This is a genomic window from Sporanaerobacter sp. (assembly GCF_047830725.1).
GTDB lineage: Bacteria > Bacillota > Clostridia > Tissierellales > Sporanaerobacteraceae > Sporanaerobacter.
In genome coordinates, this window is the sequence record NZ_CP181252.1 from 2,021,386 (window position 1) to 2,038,059 (window position 16,674).

Here is a 16,674-nt window from a genome sequence, read left to right on the forward strand (position 1 = left end):
GGGGGACAACCAATTGCAATTGCCAAATTTTATGCCTAATAAAAAAGTAGTATCTATAGACATAGGTTCCTATGAAACCAAAGTAGTTGAAGGAAAGATGACAAATAAAGGTATAGTCATAGATAAATATTTTTCCTTCTTGACTCCAGAAGGAGCCTATGAAAATGGATATATAATAGACAAAGAACTGCTGTATTATATGCTAAAAGAACAACTAAAAAACAACAAGGTTTCATCGGATACAGTCTATATGACTATAAAAAGTACAGCTATTATCACTAGAGAAGTGACTATTCCCTATGTAGAAGAAGAAGAAATTAACGGAATACTGAAATTTCAATTAGATGAATATTTGCCCATGAATCCAGAGGGATATATTGTTCAGCACAAGACTATTGGCGTAGTAGAAGAAGACAATGTAAACAAATTGAATGTACTTTTAATTGCTATACCTAAAGAAATAGTAGAAAGCCATTTTGCACTACTTAAAGAATTGGAATTGAAGCCTACAGTACTGGATTTTCAATCAAATGGAATATGCAAAATGCTAAAATACAATTCTCTTATAAATGGACGATATGATACTCAAGAGATAACTTTTGCAGCTATTGATTTAGGCTTTCACAATACCAATGTAACTATAACAAAAAACAATATATTGCAGGTAAGCCGTATAATAGAAATTGGTGGATACGAAATGGATATGGGCATACTCAATTTTTTTGAATACACTAAAGATGAAGTGGAAGAGGCAAAAAGACAAATACAGGATGTAAATAGGATTGATGCTGATTATTTAGATGATGATAGAATATTGAGTATTATAAGATCTAGTTTGGAAGATATAATGGACAAAATAGATCTTATATTTAGATATTATGATTCTAGAGAAATGGGAAATAGTATTCAAGTCATATTACTTTATGGTGGCCTTTCAAAAATAAAAGGCATAAGCAATTTGTTTTCAAGTTATTTTGGTATTCCTGCAATAGTTGTATCTGGATTTGATAAAGTTTTTTTTAGTGAGGATTTAAATAAATATTTAAACTGTGTTAGTTCGATAATTAGAATTGAGGAGCTAAAAAAATGAAAGATTTAAATTTTTTTGAACCATATATTGAGAAAAAAGAATTTAAAATAGATAAAGAATTGATATTTTATGGAACAATGGTTTTAATTGTATTGTGCATGATATTTTATGGAATTATAAATCAAATAAAAATTGCAAAATTGAATAGAGAAGTAGCAAAACTTAAATTAGAGGCTGAAGATGAAAGCATAGAAAAAAGAATAGAAGAGCTTAAATTTCAAGAAAAAGAAATATATGGTATAAAAGAAAAAGTGGAACAATTGAAAATTGTAGATAAATACATAGAAGATAGAGATATCATCCATGAATATTTGCTTCAAAATATAACTTCTAGAACACCAGAAGAGGTCTTTTTGAAATCTATGAGTTTAGATACTCTTTCTATCCAAATTGAAGGGATATCGAAAGATAAATACTCTATTGCAGAGTTTGAACATAGTTTAAAAAGTACTATTGGTTTTGAAGAATCTTTTATATCCAATATATCTTTTGAAGATGGATATTATAATTTTTCTTTAAATATTAAATTAAAGGATGAGGATGACAATGGAGACGAAAATAGAACCCAAGAAGATGAAAATGAAACTGAAAATGAAGGGAATGAATCTATCGAAGAATGAAAAATATTTACTTGTCTTGTTGGGAGTAGTTGTGATTTTTTGGATATTCAATAGATTTATATTTACATCCCAGAGGAATAATCTTCAAAGTCTCAAAGATAAAAAGATTGCATATGAAGAAAAAGCAATAGAAAATAGCGGTATATTAGCTAGAGCAAAAGGGATAAATGAAGATTTTATTTCTTTAAATAGAGAAAAGGATACATTGCTACTCGAATATTTTCCCAAATTGGATCAATCTCAAATAATTTTTCTATTAAATGAAATGTTGGATGATTCCAATTTAGAAATATCAAATCTCAATTTTAGCGAACCTCAAATAGAAGAGATAAGAGGAATACCTATAAATACTATGGATATATCTATTCCCTACAAGGGAAAATACGAGGATTTGCTAAAGCTGATGAATAAAATTGAGAAAAGTCCTAGAAAGCTTTTGATTACCAGTCTCATCATAGATCAAGATGAGGAGAATTTAATAGGAGAATTGAGATTGAAAGCCTATAGTTCAGAAACTATTTTTGAAAAAGGCGAGGATTTTATAGCTATAGACACAATTTTGAATATTGAGAAAGAAAATCCCTTTAAACCTTTTGTTGAATATAAAGAGGCAAAAGAGGGAGATATAGTTGGCATGGATGAAGAAATGGGGAGTAATGAATTTGAAAATTCGGGGAGTTTTTCGCCTTCTGAAGAAAGTCAAGAAAAGCTCAACAAGATTTTAGTAGAGAGTTTTGATGAAGGCAAAGTATATTTTGTACCTTCTCATTTGAATACAAAGGGAAATGTATATAGGTCAAGAAAAGCTAAAGAAGGAAAGTATTCTTTGAGATTTGAGTACAATATCTTGGCTGTTGAGAAAGAGAATAGAGCTTATTTGGATTTTAGAGAGAGAAATATAAATTTTAAATATCCGCCAGACGATATAGGATTTTGGATGTATTCATATGGATATTCACCTGTTACATTAGGGATTAGATTTGAAGGCCAAATGGGAGAAAAAATTGATTTGGAAGTTTTGAAGGGTATAAGCTGGATTGGTTGGAAGTACATAGAGGCAAAGCCACCAGAAGATTTGAATATGTATCCTCTAAAATTGGACAAGATGTATTTAGAATTGGCAAATGGCAGAGAAGATTTTGGAGTGGTACTTTTAGATAGAATGGAATGTGTATATCCACAAATTGAAGAAAAAGATAGTACTTATGAGGGTAGCTATACTTTTTATATTGTTAAAGAAGGAGATACTCTTGAATCTATAGCTATGAAATATTATGGAAGAACTTCAAAGAAAAAAATCATAATGAATGCAAATGATCTTTCAGGAAACAAAGATTTAAGACCTGAGAGGATATTGGTTATACCTAAATAATAGAAAAGGTGATGAAAATGAAAAAAATTAGTTTGTTTTTAGCTTTAAGTATACTTTTATCTTTTGCATTTTCTATGCCTATATATGCAGATGAAAAAGATAAATATGACAAAGTATATGAAGAGGCAAGAGAAACAGGATATAATCATGGGAATATAGCAGGCTATTTAGATAAAAACAAAGAGCTTACTAGTGATTACAATAGAGATATGCCTAAGGATTCAGAAATAGAGAGTATGTACAAAGAATACAAGGATGATAAGCTTGTCATGTCAAATATAGTGGCTAATTACAAGGCTGGATATATAAAAGGATATTTAGAAGGATATACTTCTGGAAGTATAAGTACAAATACAGATAAAAAACAAGAAAAAAATGAAAAAACGAATTATGGACAAAGCTTTGGCCTTTTGCTAGGCCAAGTATATGGACAAAGGGATTATTTTGAAGGTAAAAAAAATAACTGGTCCAAGGCCAAACCAACAGATAAGACTATTATAAATATGTTCAATTTAGATCTGGAGACAATTGGATATAGAAATAGTTTTTTGAAAGATTTTAAAGAAAGCTTTCAAAAATCTTATGAAGAATCTTATAGAGAGGCAAATTTAGAACCTCAAAAAATTTCTTATGATGAAGGTATAAAAGATGGAACTATTTTTGGAGAAATGTTTGGAAAAATTAATGGGAGAAAAGATTATTCTGAGGGCAAAACAAGCAATTGGAATAGGAATTTTCCTTCTCAAGGAGAAATTAGAAGGGAATTTGTATTAAACAGAGATTCAGAAAAATATGTAGATGGTTTTTTGACAGGATTTAAAAATGCCTATGAAAAAGCTTATAGTGAGGGATTTAGAGAGGGAAATGTGGATTTAAATAAATTGAAAAGTGAGACTGCTTATGAAGATGGAAAAGAAGTAGGAACTAAAATAGGAGAACAAGCAGCACAAAATGACTATTTTTTGAGACAAAAAAATGATATATCGAAACATTTCAAATCCAATTCAGAACTCATTTATGAATACGATTTATATTTGGACAATGAAAGGTATAGAGATGGGTTCATAAGTGGATATAGAGATGGGTTTGAAGAGGCCTATATAAAGACTTATCAAAAATTAAATAAAGAAAAAGCTTTAATCTTAGCTGAAACTGTAGTAGTACCTATTAGTGGTAGGGAAATAGAATCTGAAGATAAGAAGCTTAAAATAGCTATTCCAAGTGGAACTTATTTCAATGATGTATTGCTTAAACTGTACAATGATGGCAAAAATGAAAATGTGAAAGCTAATGAGAATTTAATTGCTGCTTCAGAAATTTATAATATAGAAGTTTTAAATAGTATAAAAGAGTTCAATAAAGATAAAAAAATCGAATTGTCATTTGAATACTATGGACCTGATACTGGTGGTATATACAAATTTGTCAATGGAGAATGGCTTTATATGCCAAGTACTATTGAAGAAAATAGAATTAAAACCTATATTGTGCCAAATTCCATAAAAGAAAAAGGTTCTAGTTATGCTCTATTTATAGATAAAACTTATGTTAAGTGTCATGATATAAGGGGTCATTGGGCAAGGGATGAAATAGAGACTTATATTAGAAGAAAATATATTTCTGCTTATAAAGATAAGAAATTTAGACCTGATAGCTATATGACCAAAGGTCAGTTTCTCATGGTTTTGAACAAAGTCTATAAATGGGATTTGCCAGAAGAAGCAATTAGAGCTAAGACATATAAAGATTATAGTGAATATAAAAATTATGAAAAAGTAGTTGAATATAGCTTAAATAAAGGATATATAAGTGGAAATAAAGAAAATGTTTTAAATTTAAACTTACCTATGACTTATCGAGAAGTTGAAGATATAATGAAAAAAGTGACTGAAAGTAAAACCTTTAAATGGAGCAATACTTCAAACAAGATGCTATATCAAAAGGGGATACGCTCTAAAAGTTTTGCAAATTATGACAACAAAATAACTAGAGGAGAAACAATTTATATGTTATATCTTTTAAATGAGTGGAAAAATTAGCAAAAAAGAAGGATATTTTATTTTTATGTAGAATTATATCTAAAACCAAATTAGAGATGATGAAAATGAGGTCTAGGGGGACTACATTAATAGAAATTGTCATAACTCTTGCTATTTTGTCCATTGTTTTGGCTATTGCAGCACCAAGGGATGAATTCTTAATTAATACTAAAGAAAGAAAGGAACTACTGGAATTTAAAAATGATATTATTTTTGCCAGAAATATGGCTATAATTGATGTCAGAAGGTATAGTGTGGAAATTTACCCCAAAGAAAATTATTATACTATATATAAATATGACAAAGAACGAAGTATGATAAAAAAGAAATCTATGGAAAGTGGACTGAAACTAATAGATACAACTTTCGCAAATTCCCCAAATCCTAATCACGGTAGTATATGTTTTACTCCTACAGGAGCACCTTCAAAGGCGGGAACGGTAAATATGAAGAGTAGAAAAGGAAAGAAAATTGAATTAACAGTGGAAGTTGCAACTGGAAAAGTCAATATTTATATTGATGGAGATGAGGCCAAATGAATCGTAGGGGATTCATACTATTGGAAGTATTGTTGGGGATGTTTCTATTGGGGATTATATCAGTGACCTTTTTTCCAATTATAAATTCTGCACAAAATAATTTATATCTGCTAGAAACTAAAAATGATATGAAATATTTTGCAGAAACTGTTTTAGAAAGAATAAAGGCTTTTGAATTTGATAGTGAAAATGATGAATACATATTGGATATGAGATTGAAAATTTTAATGGAAAGGTTTTGTAGAGAAACTACAGCAGAAGTAGAACTGCCAATATTTGATAGAGAAGAATATAAATACTTGATTAAGATAAATAAAATAAATCAAAATGAAAACCTATGGAAAATAAGAGTTAATATTACCTCAAAAGAAAATAGCGAGAGGATAAAAGATGTGGTTCTTGAAGCTTATATTCCAAAACCTAAAAGAAAAAGATAAAAAAGGTTTTACATTGATTGAGCTTGTTGCAGGATTAGCTGCTAGTTCTATTTTAGCTTTGGCTTTTTATTCTGTATTTAATTATTGTATAAATATAAATTTAATTGAAGAAGAAAGAAATGATTTATCTCTAAATGGTAGATATATTATTGAATATATGAAGCAAGAAATAAAAACTTCGGATGAAATCATATCTACAGTTAAATTCAAGGGTTTAAATGACAAATTCAAAAATAATGTTGGATTTGTTTTGAAAACATTGGAGAAGAAACTTAGTGATGACAAATACATATATAAATATATACTTTACTATAAAGATGGGAATAGCCTTAAAAGAGTTACAGCAGAAGGTCCAAATATAAATGCCATAAGGTTTTCTTCTTTTAATGGAGTCAATACTATTGCCTCAAATGTAAAATCTATTGATGGAACTTATATAGATTTTAAAAATAAAAAAATAGTACTAAATATTTTATTGTCTGGGGACATGGGAAGAGAAATGAGATTCAATATAGAAATATATATAAGATGCCCTGTAAGCTACTAGTAGAGGTGTTTATATGACAAAAAATGATGGATCAATAATTATATTAGCAGTGCTTATTTGGAGTTTTGTAATGATTGTAGCTAATTTTTTTTGTATACTCTGTCTACTTGGACAGCTTAATAGTAAGCACAAGTTTGAAAAGCACTCAATCATCTTACAGAGCCGAAGACAAGATATATATATGTTTTAATGAAGATAAATATTACAGAGAAGAATTAATTCCAATGTTGAAATATTATATTAAATATGGGCATGAGGGAAACATTGGAGACAAAGGTAAAATATTTTTAAAGGATATTTCCTTTAGTTCGGGTGATACAAATTATGTAAAAGTGACAAATATACATAGAGAAAATGGTATATTGAAAGGTGAAATTGTATCTACGGGTATTTATGATTCAATAGAAAAAACTGCTACTGGAATGTTCAATATCATAAATTTTAAATACATAAACAATGGGTCAATAATATCGAAGAACAATGTAGAAGATGAAGAGTTTTTTAAAGATATATTTGATGATTTTAAATTGTATGATTTTGAGAATAAAATTCAATGTATTGAGTCTTCTAATTTTGACAAAGTAAATATATGTATTCTAGGAGAAGGTAAAATTAGAATTGATTATTACCGTTATGAAAAGGATATTCCTGTGCATCAAGATTTTTTAGACAAAAATGAAGTTTTTATTATAGTCAACAAACCTGATGGAGATAAATGCCAAATATCTATTATAAATGAGAACAAATTTGACAATGGGGATTTAAATGGAATAATATATGTAAAGGGTGATTTAAACATATTTGATGCTATTGCTTTCAATGGTATAATTTTAATTGATGATGGAGAATTAGAAGTTTTTTCCGAAGACAAACCTGAGATAAACGGACTTGTCATTTTGAACAATTATAGAGGAAATGAAAAATCAATTGAAAGTCAGACTAGTTTGGAATATAAATTAGGCATAGTAGAAAAATATGGTGTATATCTATCTAATTTTGTTGAACCTGAAATTTACGCAATTAAAGAAAATTCTATTATGCAATGAAAGGTGATAGAAATGAAATTATATAATATTATGGAAGATGAAGTTAAGTATGCCATAGATAAAATATTAAAAACAAGAAAAGATATATGTGATTGTGAAAAATGCAGATTGGACATAGCAGCAATAGCACTAAATCATTTGCCACCTAAATATGTTGTAACTGAAAAAGGTGAGCTATATGAGAGAGCAAATAATTTGAATTTACAATTTGAAGCTGATGTTGTGAAGGAAGTTGCCAAGGCTATTGAAAAAGTAAATAGGAAGCCTCAACATTCTTAATATTTCTATAGGTGACAATATGAAAAATATAGTTTTAATAGGCCCTAGTGGTATAGGAAAGACAACAATAGGTAAATACATATCAAAAAAATTAAATATTGTTCAAATTGATACTGATGATTTGATAGAAGAAAAAACAAGTATGTCAATAAAAGATACCTTTGACATTTATGGAGAAGATTTTTTTAGAACTATTGAAGTTCAAGTTGTCAAAGAAATAGCTGACAAAGAAAATATTTTAATTTCTACTGGTGGAGGGATAGTATTAAGAAAGGACAATATTCATGCACTTAGGAGAAATGGTATAATTTTTTTCTTGAATGGGAAAATAGAAACTATTGTTAGAAATTTAAATTCATCAGATGTAGATAGGCCGTTGCTTATGAATGAAGAAGATATATATGAAAAGGTAAAAAAACTTTTTTTAGAGAGAAAAAAGCTATATTACAGTTCTTGTGATTACATAATAGATGTAGATGATAAATCTATTGAAAGTATAGGGGATGAAATAATTTTTTATTATGATAAACATTAGTCTTGTAGTAACATGAAAGGATTGCTATAATAAAAATGAAAAAGAAGAATAGAGAAGGGCATAAAATGAAGATACTAGTGATCCATGGTCCAAACCTGAATATTTTAGGTTATAGAAATAAAAAGTATTATGGAGATAGAACTTTAGATGAACTAAATTCTATGATTGAAAATAAAGCTCATGAGTTTAAATATGAAGTGGATATTTTTCAATCAGATTATGAAGGAGATATATTGGGGAAACTCCATGTAGCTTTGCATGGAGAATATGATGGTGTTATAATAAATGCAGGTGCCTATACTCACTATAGTATAGCTATAAGAGATGCGATAGAAGCTCTTGAAATTCCTGTTATTGAAGTACATTTATCAAATATATATGGAAGAGAGGAATTTAGAAAAACATCTGTTATTGCTCCAGTTTGTTCTGGACAAATAACAGGATTTGGACCATATAGTTATATTTTAGCCTTAGAAGCATTTAAAAATTTAAAGTAGAAATAATTTTTAGTAGGAGGTTTTTTGAATGATTTCAGCAAGTGATTTTAGAAAAGGTGTAACTTTTGAAATGGATGGAGATGTATATCAAATAATCGATTTCCAACATGTTAAACCCGGAAAAGGAGCAGCATTTGTAAGGGCCAAAATAAAAAATGTAATTAGTGGTGCAACAAAGGAAACAACTTTCAATCCAAATGATAAATATCCAAAGGCACATATTGAAACTAAAGAGATGCAGTATTTATATAATGATGGAGAATTGTATTACTTCATGGACAATGAAACTTATGAACAATTGCCATTAGCTAAAGAGGATGTGGAAGAAGCTATAATGTACATCAAAGAAAATGATACAGCTATCATCAGATTTTATCAAGGTAAGGCTTTTGAAGTTGTGCCACCAAATTTTGTTGAACTTGTAATAACACATACAGAACCTGGTGTCAAAGGTGATACAGCTACTGGAGCTACAAAGCCAGCTACTGTTGAAACAGGTGCTGTTATTAATGTTCCACTATTCATCAATGAAGGTGACAAGATAAAGATTGACACTAGAACTGGTGAGTATTTGTCAAGAGTTTAGGGAATAATTAAAATAAAACTTAAGGAGGGATTAGAATGAATGAATTGTTTCAAAAAGTTTCTTATTTAAGGGGTTTGGCTGATGGACTAGGAATAGAAGAATCTAGCAAAGAAGGTAAACTTCTTCTACAAATCATTGATGTCCTTGATGATTTTGCCAATGCCTTGGGTGAAGTGGATGAGAAAATAGACGATGTTGATGAGTATGTAAGCTATATGGATGAAGATTTAGCGGATGTGGAAGAAGAAGTATTTGGATTTTTAGATGAGTATGATGACTTATATTTTGATGATGATGACTTTGACTACATGGAAGATGAAGATTTTTGTGAATGTGATGAAAAATGTTCAAACCATTCACCAGAAGATATAGACATTGAATAAAAATTGTTTAAGGTCTGAAACACAATTGTGTTTCAGACCTTATTTTTTTAAAAATAAAAGCATATTATTTAACCTTGGACATACTATATATTAGAAAGGAGGACATGTTATGGAGAATAATGAAATAGCGATATTTAATTATTTGCTAGAATATTTGGATCCTGAAATCAGTGACATATTATACAAAATTCCAGATAATAAAAAAGCAAATATAGAGGAGATAAGAATTAGAAATGAAAAACCCTTGATGATTTCAGGAGAAGCTAAGGACTACTATGTTTCAAGTAAAGGCCAATTGTCAAAATATGAAAAAGAAGGTTTTGTTGTAAGAGGAGAACAGCTAAATAAAACTTTTCAAATTATAAGTAATTATTCTATATATGCTTTTGAGGAAGAAATAAGAAACGGATTTATAACTTTAAGAGGAGGTCATAGGGTAGGGATTGCAGGCAAGACAGTATACAACTCTAAGGGAGTTGAAACTATAAGAAATATTTCATCGTTAAATATTAGAATTGCTAGAGAAAAAATAGGCATATCTGATAGGATAATGAAATATATAATAAAATACCCCAATTCAATTTACAATACATTGATAGTGTCTCCGCCGCAGTGTGGCAAGACCACTCTCTTAAGAGATATAATCAGGAATATTAGTGATGGTATTCCTGAATTAAATATTAGAGGGATGAAGGTTGGAGTTGTAGATGAAAGATCAGAAATAGCAGGAGTATATAATGGAGTACCACAAAAAAAAGTAGGAATGAGAACTGATATATTGGATGGTTGCCTTAAAAGTGATGGCATAATCATGCTTATCCGTTCTATGTCTCCAGAAGTTATTGCTACAGATGAACTTGGTGGTTATGAGGATATAAAAGCTATAAATGAGGCACTAAAGGCTGGGATAAAACTTATTTCTACTGTTCATGGTGAGGATTTAGAAGATATATTGACTAAGAATGGCCTTGGAGAAATAATAGAAAGAAAAATATTTGAAAGAATCATCATTATGGATAATTCTCAAGGAGTAGGAACAATTTGTGACATAATAGATGGATGTACATTTAAATCAATTTTCTATTGAAAGAGGTAAAAATATGCTTATATTAAAATTAAAATTGACAGGTAGTATACTTGTATTATTTTCCACTAGCTTGATGGGATATATATATGGGAAAAGTTATAAAGAAAGATTGGAAAATCTTATATATTTAGAAAATTGTATCAAGCTATTGGAAACCGAAATAATATATGGAGCCAATCCCTTGCCTGAAGCATTTATGAATGTTTACAACAAGGGAAATAAAAAAGTATCTTATATATTTAGATTGATAATAGAAAAATTAAATAAAGATAGAGAATGTACAATTTTTGATTCTTTTTTGTCAGTTGGCGACACAATGAAAAATGAACTCAATTTCAAAAATGAAGATATAGAAATGTTTATGACTCTTGGAAGATCCATAGGATCCTCAGATAGAACAGATCAAGAAAAAAATTTCAAATTAATTCTTACTCAAATAAAAACATTGGAAGACGAGGCAAGAATTGAAAAAGATAAAAATGAGAAGATGTTTAAAAATTTAGGGTTTTTGGCAGGATTGGCTATAGTTGTTATTTTGATATAAGGGAGAGAAAAGCATGAATGTAGATTTGATTTTTAAAATTGCCAGTATTGGTATATTGACTGCAGTTTTGCACATGGTACTTGACAAGGCAGGTAAAGAAGAATTTGCATTTATAACAACTCTTTTAGGAGTGGTACTAGTACTTGGAATAGTTCTAAAATATATAAGTCAGTTATTTAGTGATATAAAGACCTTATTCCAACTGTACTAGATAGGAAGTGATGAAATGGAAGCATTGCAAATAGTAGTCATAGGTATAGTAGCTACGGTCATGATTATGTTGCTTAAAGATGATAAGCCGGAATTTGCTGTATTGACCAGTATAATTACCAGTATAGTCATATTTTATATTGTGGCGGATAAGCTTAAAATCGTTGTACAAGTACTAACAAATATGGCTAAAAATGCAGATGTAGATTTTGTATTTTTTACTACAATATTGAAGATAATTGGAATTGCATACATTGTTGAATTTGGTGCTCAAATATCGAGAGATGCTGGAGAAGAGTCTATTGCATCTAAAATTGAATTAGGTGGCAAAGTGATTATAATGGTATTGGCTATACCTATTTTGATGGCTTTGATGGATTTAATTTTTGAAATTTTGCCTTAAAGGTGAGTAAATATGAAAAATAAAAGGATAGCTATTTTTATAATGTTTTTAATTATTTTTTTACCCCTCCATGGTTATGGAGATGAAATTAAATCAAAAGATGAAAATATTGGATTTATCATAGAACAGTTTGAGAGCTTAAATTTAAAGGAACTTGAAGAGACAATTGTGGATTTAGAAAATGAGTCTTTTAGATATTTTCCTAAGATTACTCTTAAAGAATTTATTAGTTCAATTATTAAAGGCGAAAGAACTATAGATAGTTTTGATATACTGCAGGGAATAGGAAAACTGTTTTTTAATGAAGCAATTGAAAATTTGTCATTACTTATACAAATATTAGCAATAACTATTATGTGTGCAGTATTAACTAATTTGCAGACTTCTTTTGAAAAAGATAGTGTTGGAGAATTGGCCTACTATATATGTTATATACTTATAACAACTATAGTCATTAAGAGTTTTGCAACAATTATGGTTCTTGGACAAAGTACTGTAGACAAAATGGTTAATTTTATGGAAATAATATTGCCTATTTTATTAACTCTATTAGTTGCTGTAGGAGGAACAATTACCAATGCTATTTTTCATCCAATGGTATTGGGAACTGTAAATATAATTGGCATACTTATAAAGGATATAATATTTCCATTAATATTTTTTTCATTTATCGTAGGGATTATAAGTAGAATTTCTGAAAAAGTTCAATTTACAAAATTGTCCGAGCTTATGAGACAAATAGTTGTTACAATTCTTGGAGTTTCACTGACTGTTTTTATAGGAATTATGTCTGTATATGGTGTAGCTTCAAAGGTCGATGGTATTACAGCAAGAACAGCAAAATTTGCAGTAGATAAGTTTATACCTGTTGTAGGGAAATTCTTATCGGATGCCATGGATACTGTAGTAGGTTGTTCTCTCATACTAAAAAATGCTGTTGGGGGTATAGGATTGTTTGCACTCTTTTTAATATGTGTTTTTCCAACAATTCAAATAGTTGCACTAATATTCATATACAAAGTTCTTATAGTACTTATAGAACCTATTTCTACTATGCGAATTGGAGATAGTTTAAATGAGGTGAGTAAATCACTTGTATTGATACTTGTCAGTATAATTTCAGTTTCTATGATGTTTTTTATAACTATCACTATAATAGTTGAGGCTGGAAATATTTCGATGATGTTGAGGTAGGTGGTGAGATTGTGACAATAGAGTTTATAAAGAATTGGGTGATAGATATAGTATATATGTCTATATTTATATCATTTTTAGAAATAGTACTTCCAAAGGGAAATATGAAGCGGTTTATAGATATGATAATTGGTTTTTTAATCATTATAGTAGTGATAAATCCATTCATAAAATTTATAAATAAAGATATAGATATAGAAAGAAATATTTTTACAAGTATAAATAGATTCAATAATGAATACAAAGAAAGTGATAGTATAGAGGCTTTACAGCAAGATCAGATAACTAGTGTATATATAAACAAACTAAAGGAGGACATAAAAGATCAAATAGAGTACAATTCTGACTATAAAGTGTCAGTTTTAAATGTTTTAATTGTTGAGGACACGGAAGATGAAGATTATGGACAAATAAAAAAAATAGAGTTAGTTTTGGAATACAAAGAAGAAGACATAAAGGATAAAGATATAATTAAAGTAGATAATACAAAAGAAGTATGTGTAAAATTGAACAATAACAAAACACTGAATAGAGAAGAATTAAAGGATAGCGAAAAAATAGTAAATATCATTTCTAAACAGTACAATTTGCCTACAGATAGAATTTCAGTTTACTTAAATAGAAAAATGGCAGGTGAATAAAATGAACTTTAAAGAAAAGTATAAGCAAATCTCAGATAAAATCACAAATAAAAAATTTATGAATAATCTTTTAATAATACTCATTGTTGGAACTATGTTACTGATTGCGGCAAGTGTATTTAAAGCTGATAAATCACAAGAAGATGTATTTAAGAAAGATGAAAATAAGGAGAAAGTTATAGAGAACAACTATATGGAGGACTATGCTATGCTCCTTGAAAGAAAATTAGAAAACATCTTAGGAGAAATAAAGGGAGTTGGAAAAGTAAAAGTGATGATAACATTAGAAGAAACTACTGAAAAAATACCAGCTATGAATACAACTCAAAATCAAGAAAAGACAAGTGAAAAAGATTCACAAGGAGGTGTTAGAGAGATAATAAGAGAGGATTCTTCTATTCAAGTTGTTACTAGAGGAAGTGAAGGAAATATAATAGTCTTAAAAGAGATAAAACCTAAAGTTAAAGGGGTTATAGTTGTAGCAGAAGGAGCAGAAAATATAGAAATAAAAGAAGAATTGTATCAAGCAGTTAAAACGGCTTTGGGTATATCTGGGAATAAAGTAGAAGTATATTCTAGCAATTAAGGGGGAATTTTTATGTTTAGTATGAAAAAGCCAGCTATAATAGCAATTTTAGTTTGTCTATTGGTATTGACTGGATATGTCAATCATCAACTTACTCAAAAATCCATGTCAAAAGTTGCTAGTGAATATCAAAAGCATGAAGAAATGGAGATGGAAAAGGCAGCAAACAATGAAGAAAAGTCGATTATAGAAGCTATATCTGAAAACGAAGAAAGTGAAGTGGAAATTGTTGAGGGAAATAATGAAGAAAACATATCTCAATTGACAGAAGACATAAATTCTAGCATAGAAGAAACTTTAAGTAGAGAGGAAAATTTAAAAAGCAACAACTATTTTATAGAATACAGATTGGCAAGGGATAAGATGAGGGGAAATTTAGTTGAAAGATTGAAAGAAATCGTAGAAGATGAAAAAAGTAGTAGTGAAATGATAACAAAAGCTCAAAATGAAATGATAAGATTGGGAAATTTATCAGAAAAGGAGTTATATATAGAAGGACTTATTAAGGCAAAAGGATTTGAAGAAGCTCTGGTATTTTTAAAAGAGGACGGAGTAAAGGTGGTAGTGTCTACAGATGAGTTAACAGAGCAGGATGTAGTTAAAATATTAGAAATTGTAAAAAGTGAAACAAACTTCGATTCCTCTAATATAAAAATAATGAAAAAACTTTAGAAATGTTTGTAAACTAGCCTTACTTCTGGTATAATAAACTTATATAATCTTATTAAATTGGAGGTGGGCAAAAATGGTAGATGCTATTGATAATGAAGGAATGGAATATGGTTCTGTAAAAATAGCTAATGAAGTTGTAGCTATAATAGCTGGTTTAGCAGCCACTGAGGTTGATGGAGTTGCAGGTATGAGTGGTGGTGTAACCAGTGGTATTACAGAAGCACTTGGAATGAAAAGTTTGTCTAAAGGAGTAAAAGTAGAAGTAGGAGAAAAAGAGTGTGCAATAGATCTTTTTGTTGTAATAAATTATGGCTCTAGAATTTCAGAAGTAGCTCAATCTATACAGGAAAATGTAAAAAATGCTGTTGAAACTATGACGGGACTAGATGTTGTTGAAGTAAATGTAAATGTTCAAGGTGTAAATATACCTAAAGAAGAAAAAGTGGAAGAGGAATCTAGAGTTAAATAAAAATTTACCCTCTGAACATCCAGAGGGTAAATTTAGTATTTTTTAGGAGGAGGAGAAATTTGAATATCATAGATAGATTGATTTTAACAATATATACTTTTTGTCTTGCAGTACTTTCTATATTGTTAATGTTATTTCCTTTTGATCAATTTGATTTTTTGTCAATAAACAGTATGACTGGATATTTGGAATCTATGAAAGGCAATTATGTATATTCAATTGTAGGACTGGCTTTTTTATTAGTGAGTATTAGATTTTTAGTTTCTGGTGTTAAAGGAAATAAAAAATCTAAGAAGGAAGCTTTCTTGATTAGACATACAAACTTTGGAGAATTAAAAATCTCAACTCAAACAGTTGAAGGTTTGGTAGAATCAGTTGCTAATAAATTCACAGGTATAAAAAATGTGAAAACTACAGTAAATGTTTTTGAGGGAGTTTTAACTATATATTTAAAAGGTGAAGTGTCACCTGAAATAAATATTCCTGAAACAACTATTGAACTTCAGGATAAAGTAAAGGATCATGTGGAAAAATGTACAGGAGTAGAAGTAAGTGAAGTTAGAGTTGAAATTAGCAGCGTAACAGCACCAACTAGAGTTGTAAAATAATTTGTAGAGGTGTTTTGAAGGTGGCTAAGGAGATATTTTTAAAATTCATTCAAATAGTGGAAGAAAATAAAGGGAAAACCATTGGCACTATAATAGGATTTATTATTGCTATACTTGTACTAACTATTGGTTTTTTTAGGACTCTATTTATAGTTTTGTGTACTTGGTTTGGATTTTATTTGGGAAAGAAAAAAGATAATCAAGAGGATTTCAGGGAAATATTGGATAGGATACTTCCTCCAGGTAGGGAAAAATAAACTTAAATCAATAAATTAATATTAGCTTATATT

General features: G+C 29.1%; 24 protein-coding genes. All 24 read left to right on the forward strand.

All coding sequences use genetic code 11. The annotated features are described in order from the left end of the window. Positions 1-13 precede the first annotated feature (13 nt). The 24 genes from pilM (at position 14) to ACFWUA_RS10210 (ending at position 16,641) form a co-directional block, all read left to right on the forward strand. The gene (pilM, locus tag ACFWUA_RS10095; RefSeq protein WP_416197893.1) at positions 14-1,090 is read left to right on the forward strand and encodes a pilus assembly protein PilM; all 1,077 of its coding nucleotides are present in this window, start codon (positions 14-16) and stop codon (positions 1,088-1,090) included. Further along, a complete protein-coding gene (locus ACFWUA_RS10100) occupies positions 1,087-1,710 on the forward strand; it encodes a PilN domain-containing protein (protein WP_416197894.1) in 624 nt (207 codons plus the stop codon). The genes pilM and ACFWUA_RS10100 overlap by 4 nt, the downstream gene beginning before the upstream one ends. After that, positions 1,637-3,082, forward strand: a complete 1,446-nt coding sequence (locus ACFWUA_RS10105) for a LysM peptidoglycan-binding domain-containing protein (protein WP_416197895.1) — start codon at positions 1,637-1,639, stop codon at positions 3,080-3,082. The genes ACFWUA_RS10100 and ACFWUA_RS10105 overlap by 74 nt, the downstream gene beginning before the upstream one ends. Before the next feature lie 17 nt (positions 3,083-3,099). Then, positions 3,100-5,121 carry an S-layer homology domain-containing protein gene (locus ACFWUA_RS10110; protein ID WP_416197896.1) on the forward strand — a complete coding sequence of 674 codons (2,022 nt, stop codon included), beginning with the start codon at positions 3,100-3,102 and terminating at the stop codon, positions 5,119-5,121. A gap of 65 nt (positions 5,122-5,186) precedes the next feature. Next, positions 5,187-5,660, forward strand: a complete 474-nt coding sequence (locus tag ACFWUA_RS10115) for a pilus assembly FimT family protein (protein ID WP_416197897.1) — start codon at positions 5,187-5,189, stop codon at positions 5,658-5,660. After that, positions 5,657-6,097, forward strand: coding sequence for a type II secretion system protein (locus tag ACFWUA_RS10120; RefSeq protein WP_416197898.1), 441 nt, complete (start codon positions 5,657-5,659; stop codon positions 6,095-6,097). Before ACFWUA_RS10115 ends, ACFWUA_RS10120 begins: the two co-directional genes overlap by 4 nt. Beyond that, a complete protein-coding gene (locus tag ACFWUA_RS10125) occupies positions 6,051-6,644 on the forward strand; it encodes a PilW family protein (protein WP_416197899.1) in 594 nt (197 codons plus the stop codon). The genes ACFWUA_RS10120 and ACFWUA_RS10125 overlap by 47 nt, the downstream gene beginning before the upstream one ends. A 134-nt stretch (positions 6,645-6,778) precedes the next feature. Next, entirely contained in the window at positions 6,779-7,690 is a 912-nt protein-coding gene (locus tag ACFWUA_RS10130) for a hypothetical protein (protein ID WP_416197900.1), read from the forward strand. A 12-nt stretch (positions 7,691-7,702) separates the two neighbouring features. Then, positions 7,703-7,969, forward strand: coding sequence for a late competence development ComFB family protein (locus ACFWUA_RS10135; RefSeq protein ID WP_416197901.1), 267 nt, complete (start codon positions 7,703-7,705; stop codon positions 7,967-7,969). A gap of 19 nt (positions 7,970-7,988) precedes the next feature. Continuing rightward, complete coding sequence (locus tag ACFWUA_RS10140) at positions 7,989-8,504, forward strand: shikimate kinase (RefSeq protein ID WP_416197902.1); 516 nt, start codon at positions 7,989-7,991, stop codon at positions 8,502-8,504. A gap of 65 nt (positions 8,505-8,569) precedes the next feature. After that, positions 8,570-9,001: a type II 3-dehydroquinate dehydratase gene (gene aroQ / locus ACFWUA_RS10145; protein WP_416197903.1), complete on the forward strand. Its 432-nt coding sequence runs from the start codon at positions 8,570-8,572 to the stop codon at positions 8,999-9,001. 28 nt (positions 9,002-9,029) lie between these two features. After that, positions 9,030-9,587 (forward strand): elongation factor P, encoded by a 558-nt coding sequence (gene efp, locus ACFWUA_RS10150; RefSeq protein ID WP_416197904.1) that lies wholly within the window; start codon positions 9,030-9,032, stop codon positions 9,585-9,587. Positions 9,588-9,622: 35 nt separating this feature from the next. Continuing rightward, complete coding sequence (locus ACFWUA_RS10155) at positions 9,623-9,970, forward strand: CD1247 N-terminal domain-containing protein (RefSeq protein WP_416197905.1); 348 nt, start codon at positions 9,623-9,625, stop codon at positions 9,968-9,970. Positions 9,971-10,079: 109 nt separating this feature from the next. After that, positions 10,080-11,057 carry a stage III sporulation protein AA gene (gene spoIIIAA, locus ACFWUA_RS10160; protein WP_416197906.1) on the forward strand — a complete coding sequence of 326 codons (978 nt, stop codon included), beginning with the start codon at positions 10,080-10,082 and terminating at the stop codon, positions 11,055-11,057. Between the two features lie 13 nt (positions 11,058-11,070). Beyond that, entirely contained in the window at positions 11,071-11,601 is a 531-nt protein-coding gene (locus ACFWUA_RS10165; RefSeq protein WP_416197907.1) for a stage III sporulation protein AB, read from the forward strand. A gap of 13 nt (positions 11,602-11,614) precedes the next feature. Next, positions 11,615-11,812: a stage III sporulation protein AC gene (spoIIIAC, locus tag ACFWUA_RS10170; RefSeq protein WP_416197908.1), complete on the forward strand. Its 198-nt coding sequence runs from the start codon at positions 11,615-11,617 to the stop codon at positions 11,810-11,812. 15 nt (positions 11,813-11,827) lie between these two features. Next, positions 11,828-12,214, forward strand: a complete 387-nt coding sequence (gene spoIIIAD, locus ACFWUA_RS10175) for a stage III sporulation protein AD (protein WP_416197909.1) — start codon at positions 11,828-11,830, stop codon at positions 12,212-12,214. A gap of 12 nt (positions 12,215-12,226) precedes the next feature. Further along, entirely contained in the window at positions 12,227-13,408 is a 1,182-nt protein-coding gene (gene spoIIIAE / locus ACFWUA_RS10180; protein ID WP_416197910.1) for a stage III sporulation protein AE, read from the forward strand. Positions 13,409-13,419: 11 nt separating this feature from the next. Next, positions 13,420-14,049, forward strand: a complete 630-nt coding sequence (gene spoIIIAF, locus ACFWUA_RS10185) for a stage III sporulation protein AF (RefSeq protein WP_416197911.1) — start codon at positions 13,420-13,422, stop codon at positions 14,047-14,049. Between the two features lies 1 nt (position 14,050). Next, the gene (locus ACFWUA_RS10190; protein ID WP_416197912.1) at positions 14,051-14,635 is read left to right on the forward strand and encodes a sporulation stage III protein AG; all 585 of its coding nucleotides are present in this window, start codon (positions 14,051-14,053) and stop codon (positions 14,633-14,635) included. A gap of 12 nt (positions 14,636-14,647) precedes the next feature. Next, on the forward strand, positions 14,648-15,307 hold the full coding sequence (locus tag ACFWUA_RS10195) for a SpoIIIAH-like family protein (RefSeq protein WP_416197913.1): 660 nt from the start codon (positions 14,648-14,650) through the stop codon (positions 15,305-15,307). A gap of 73 nt (positions 15,308-15,380) precedes the next feature. Further along, entirely contained in the window at positions 15,381-15,776 is a 396-nt protein-coding gene (locus tag ACFWUA_RS10200) for an Asp23/Gls24 family envelope stress response protein (protein WP_352404851.1), read from the forward strand. Positions 15,777-15,835: 59 nt separating this feature from the next. Then, a complete protein-coding gene (gene amaP / locus ACFWUA_RS10205) occupies positions 15,836-16,384 on the forward strand; it encodes an alkaline shock response membrane anchor protein AmaP (protein ID WP_416197914.1) in 549 nt (182 codons plus the stop codon). A gap of 20 nt (positions 16,385-16,404) precedes the next feature. Beyond that, positions 16,405-16,641 carry a DUF2273 domain-containing protein gene (locus ACFWUA_RS10210; RefSeq protein ID WP_416197915.1) on the forward strand — a complete coding sequence of 79 codons (237 nt, stop codon included), beginning with the start codon at positions 16,405-16,407 and terminating at the stop codon, positions 16,639-16,641. Positions 16,642-16,674: the final 33 nt, after the last annotated feature.

Coding starts and splice junctions, on each gene's coding strand:
- ACFWUA_RS10100 (WP_416197894.1), top strand. CDS start 1,087: ATGAAAGATTTAAATTTTTTTGAACCATATATTGAGAAAAAAGAATTT.
- ACFWUA_RS10105 (WP_416197895.1), top strand. CDS start 1,637: ATGGAGACGAAAATAGAACCCAAGAAGATGAAAATGAAACTGAAAATG.
- ACFWUA_RS10110 (WP_416197896.1), top strand. CDS start 3,100: ATGAAAAAAATTAGTTTGTTTTTAGCTTTAAGTATACTTTTATCTTTT.
- ACFWUA_RS10115 (WP_416197897.1), top strand. CDS start 5,187: ATGAGGTCTAGGGGGACTACATTAATAGAAATTGTCATAACTCTTGCT.
- ACFWUA_RS10120 (WP_416197898.1), top strand. CDS start 5,657: ATGAATCGTAGGGGATTCATACTATTGGAAGTATTGTTGGGGATGTTT.
- ACFWUA_RS10125 (WP_416197899.1), top strand. CDS start 6,051: ATGTGGTTCTTGAAGCTTATATTCCAAAACCTAAAAGAAAAAGATAAA.
- ACFWUA_RS10135 (WP_416197901.1), top strand. CDS start 7,703: ATGAAATTATATAATATTATGGAAGATGAAGTTAAGTATGCCATAGAT.
- ACFWUA_RS10140 (WP_416197902.1), top strand. CDS start 7,989: ATGAAAAATATAGTTTTAATAGGCCCTAGTGGTATAGGAAAGACAACA.
- aroQ (WP_416197903.1), top strand. CDS start 8,570: ATGAAGATACTAGTGATCCATGGTCCAAACCTGAATATTTTAGGTTAT.
- efp (WP_416197904.1), top strand. CDS start 9,030: ATGATTTCAGCAAGTGATTTTAGAAAAGGTGTAACTTTTGAAATGGAT.
- ACFWUA_RS10155 (WP_416197905.1), top strand. CDS start 9,623: ATGAATGAATTGTTTCAAAAAGTTTCTTATTTAAGGGGTTTGGCTGAT.
- spoIIIAA (WP_416197906.1), top strand. CDS start 10,080: ATGGAGAATAATGAAATAGCGATATTTAATTATTTGCTAGAATATTTG.
- ACFWUA_RS10165 (WP_416197907.1), top strand. CDS start 11,071: ATGCTTATATTAAAATTAAAATTGACAGGTAGTATACTTGTATTATTT.
- spoIIIAC (WP_416197908.1), top strand. CDS start 11,615: ATGAATGTAGATTTGATTTTTAAAATTGCCAGTATTGGTATATTGACT.
- spoIIIAD (WP_416197909.1), top strand. CDS start 11,828: ATGGAAGCATTGCAAATAGTAGTCATAGGTATAGTAGCTACGGTCATG.
- spoIIIAE (WP_416197910.1), top strand. CDS start 12,227: ATGAAAAATAAAAGGATAGCTATTTTTATAATGTTTTTAATTATTTTT.
- ACFWUA_RS10190 (WP_416197912.1), top strand. CDS start 14,051: ATGAACTTTAAAGAAAAGTATAAGCAAATCTCAGATAAAATCACAAAT.
- ACFWUA_RS10195 (WP_416197913.1), top strand. CDS start 14,648: ATGTTTAGTATGAAAAAGCCAGCTATAATAGCAATTTTAGTTTGTCTA.
- ACFWUA_RS10200 (WP_352404851.1), top strand. CDS start 15,381: ATGGTAGATGCTATTGATAATGAAGGAATGGAATATGGTTCTGTAAAA.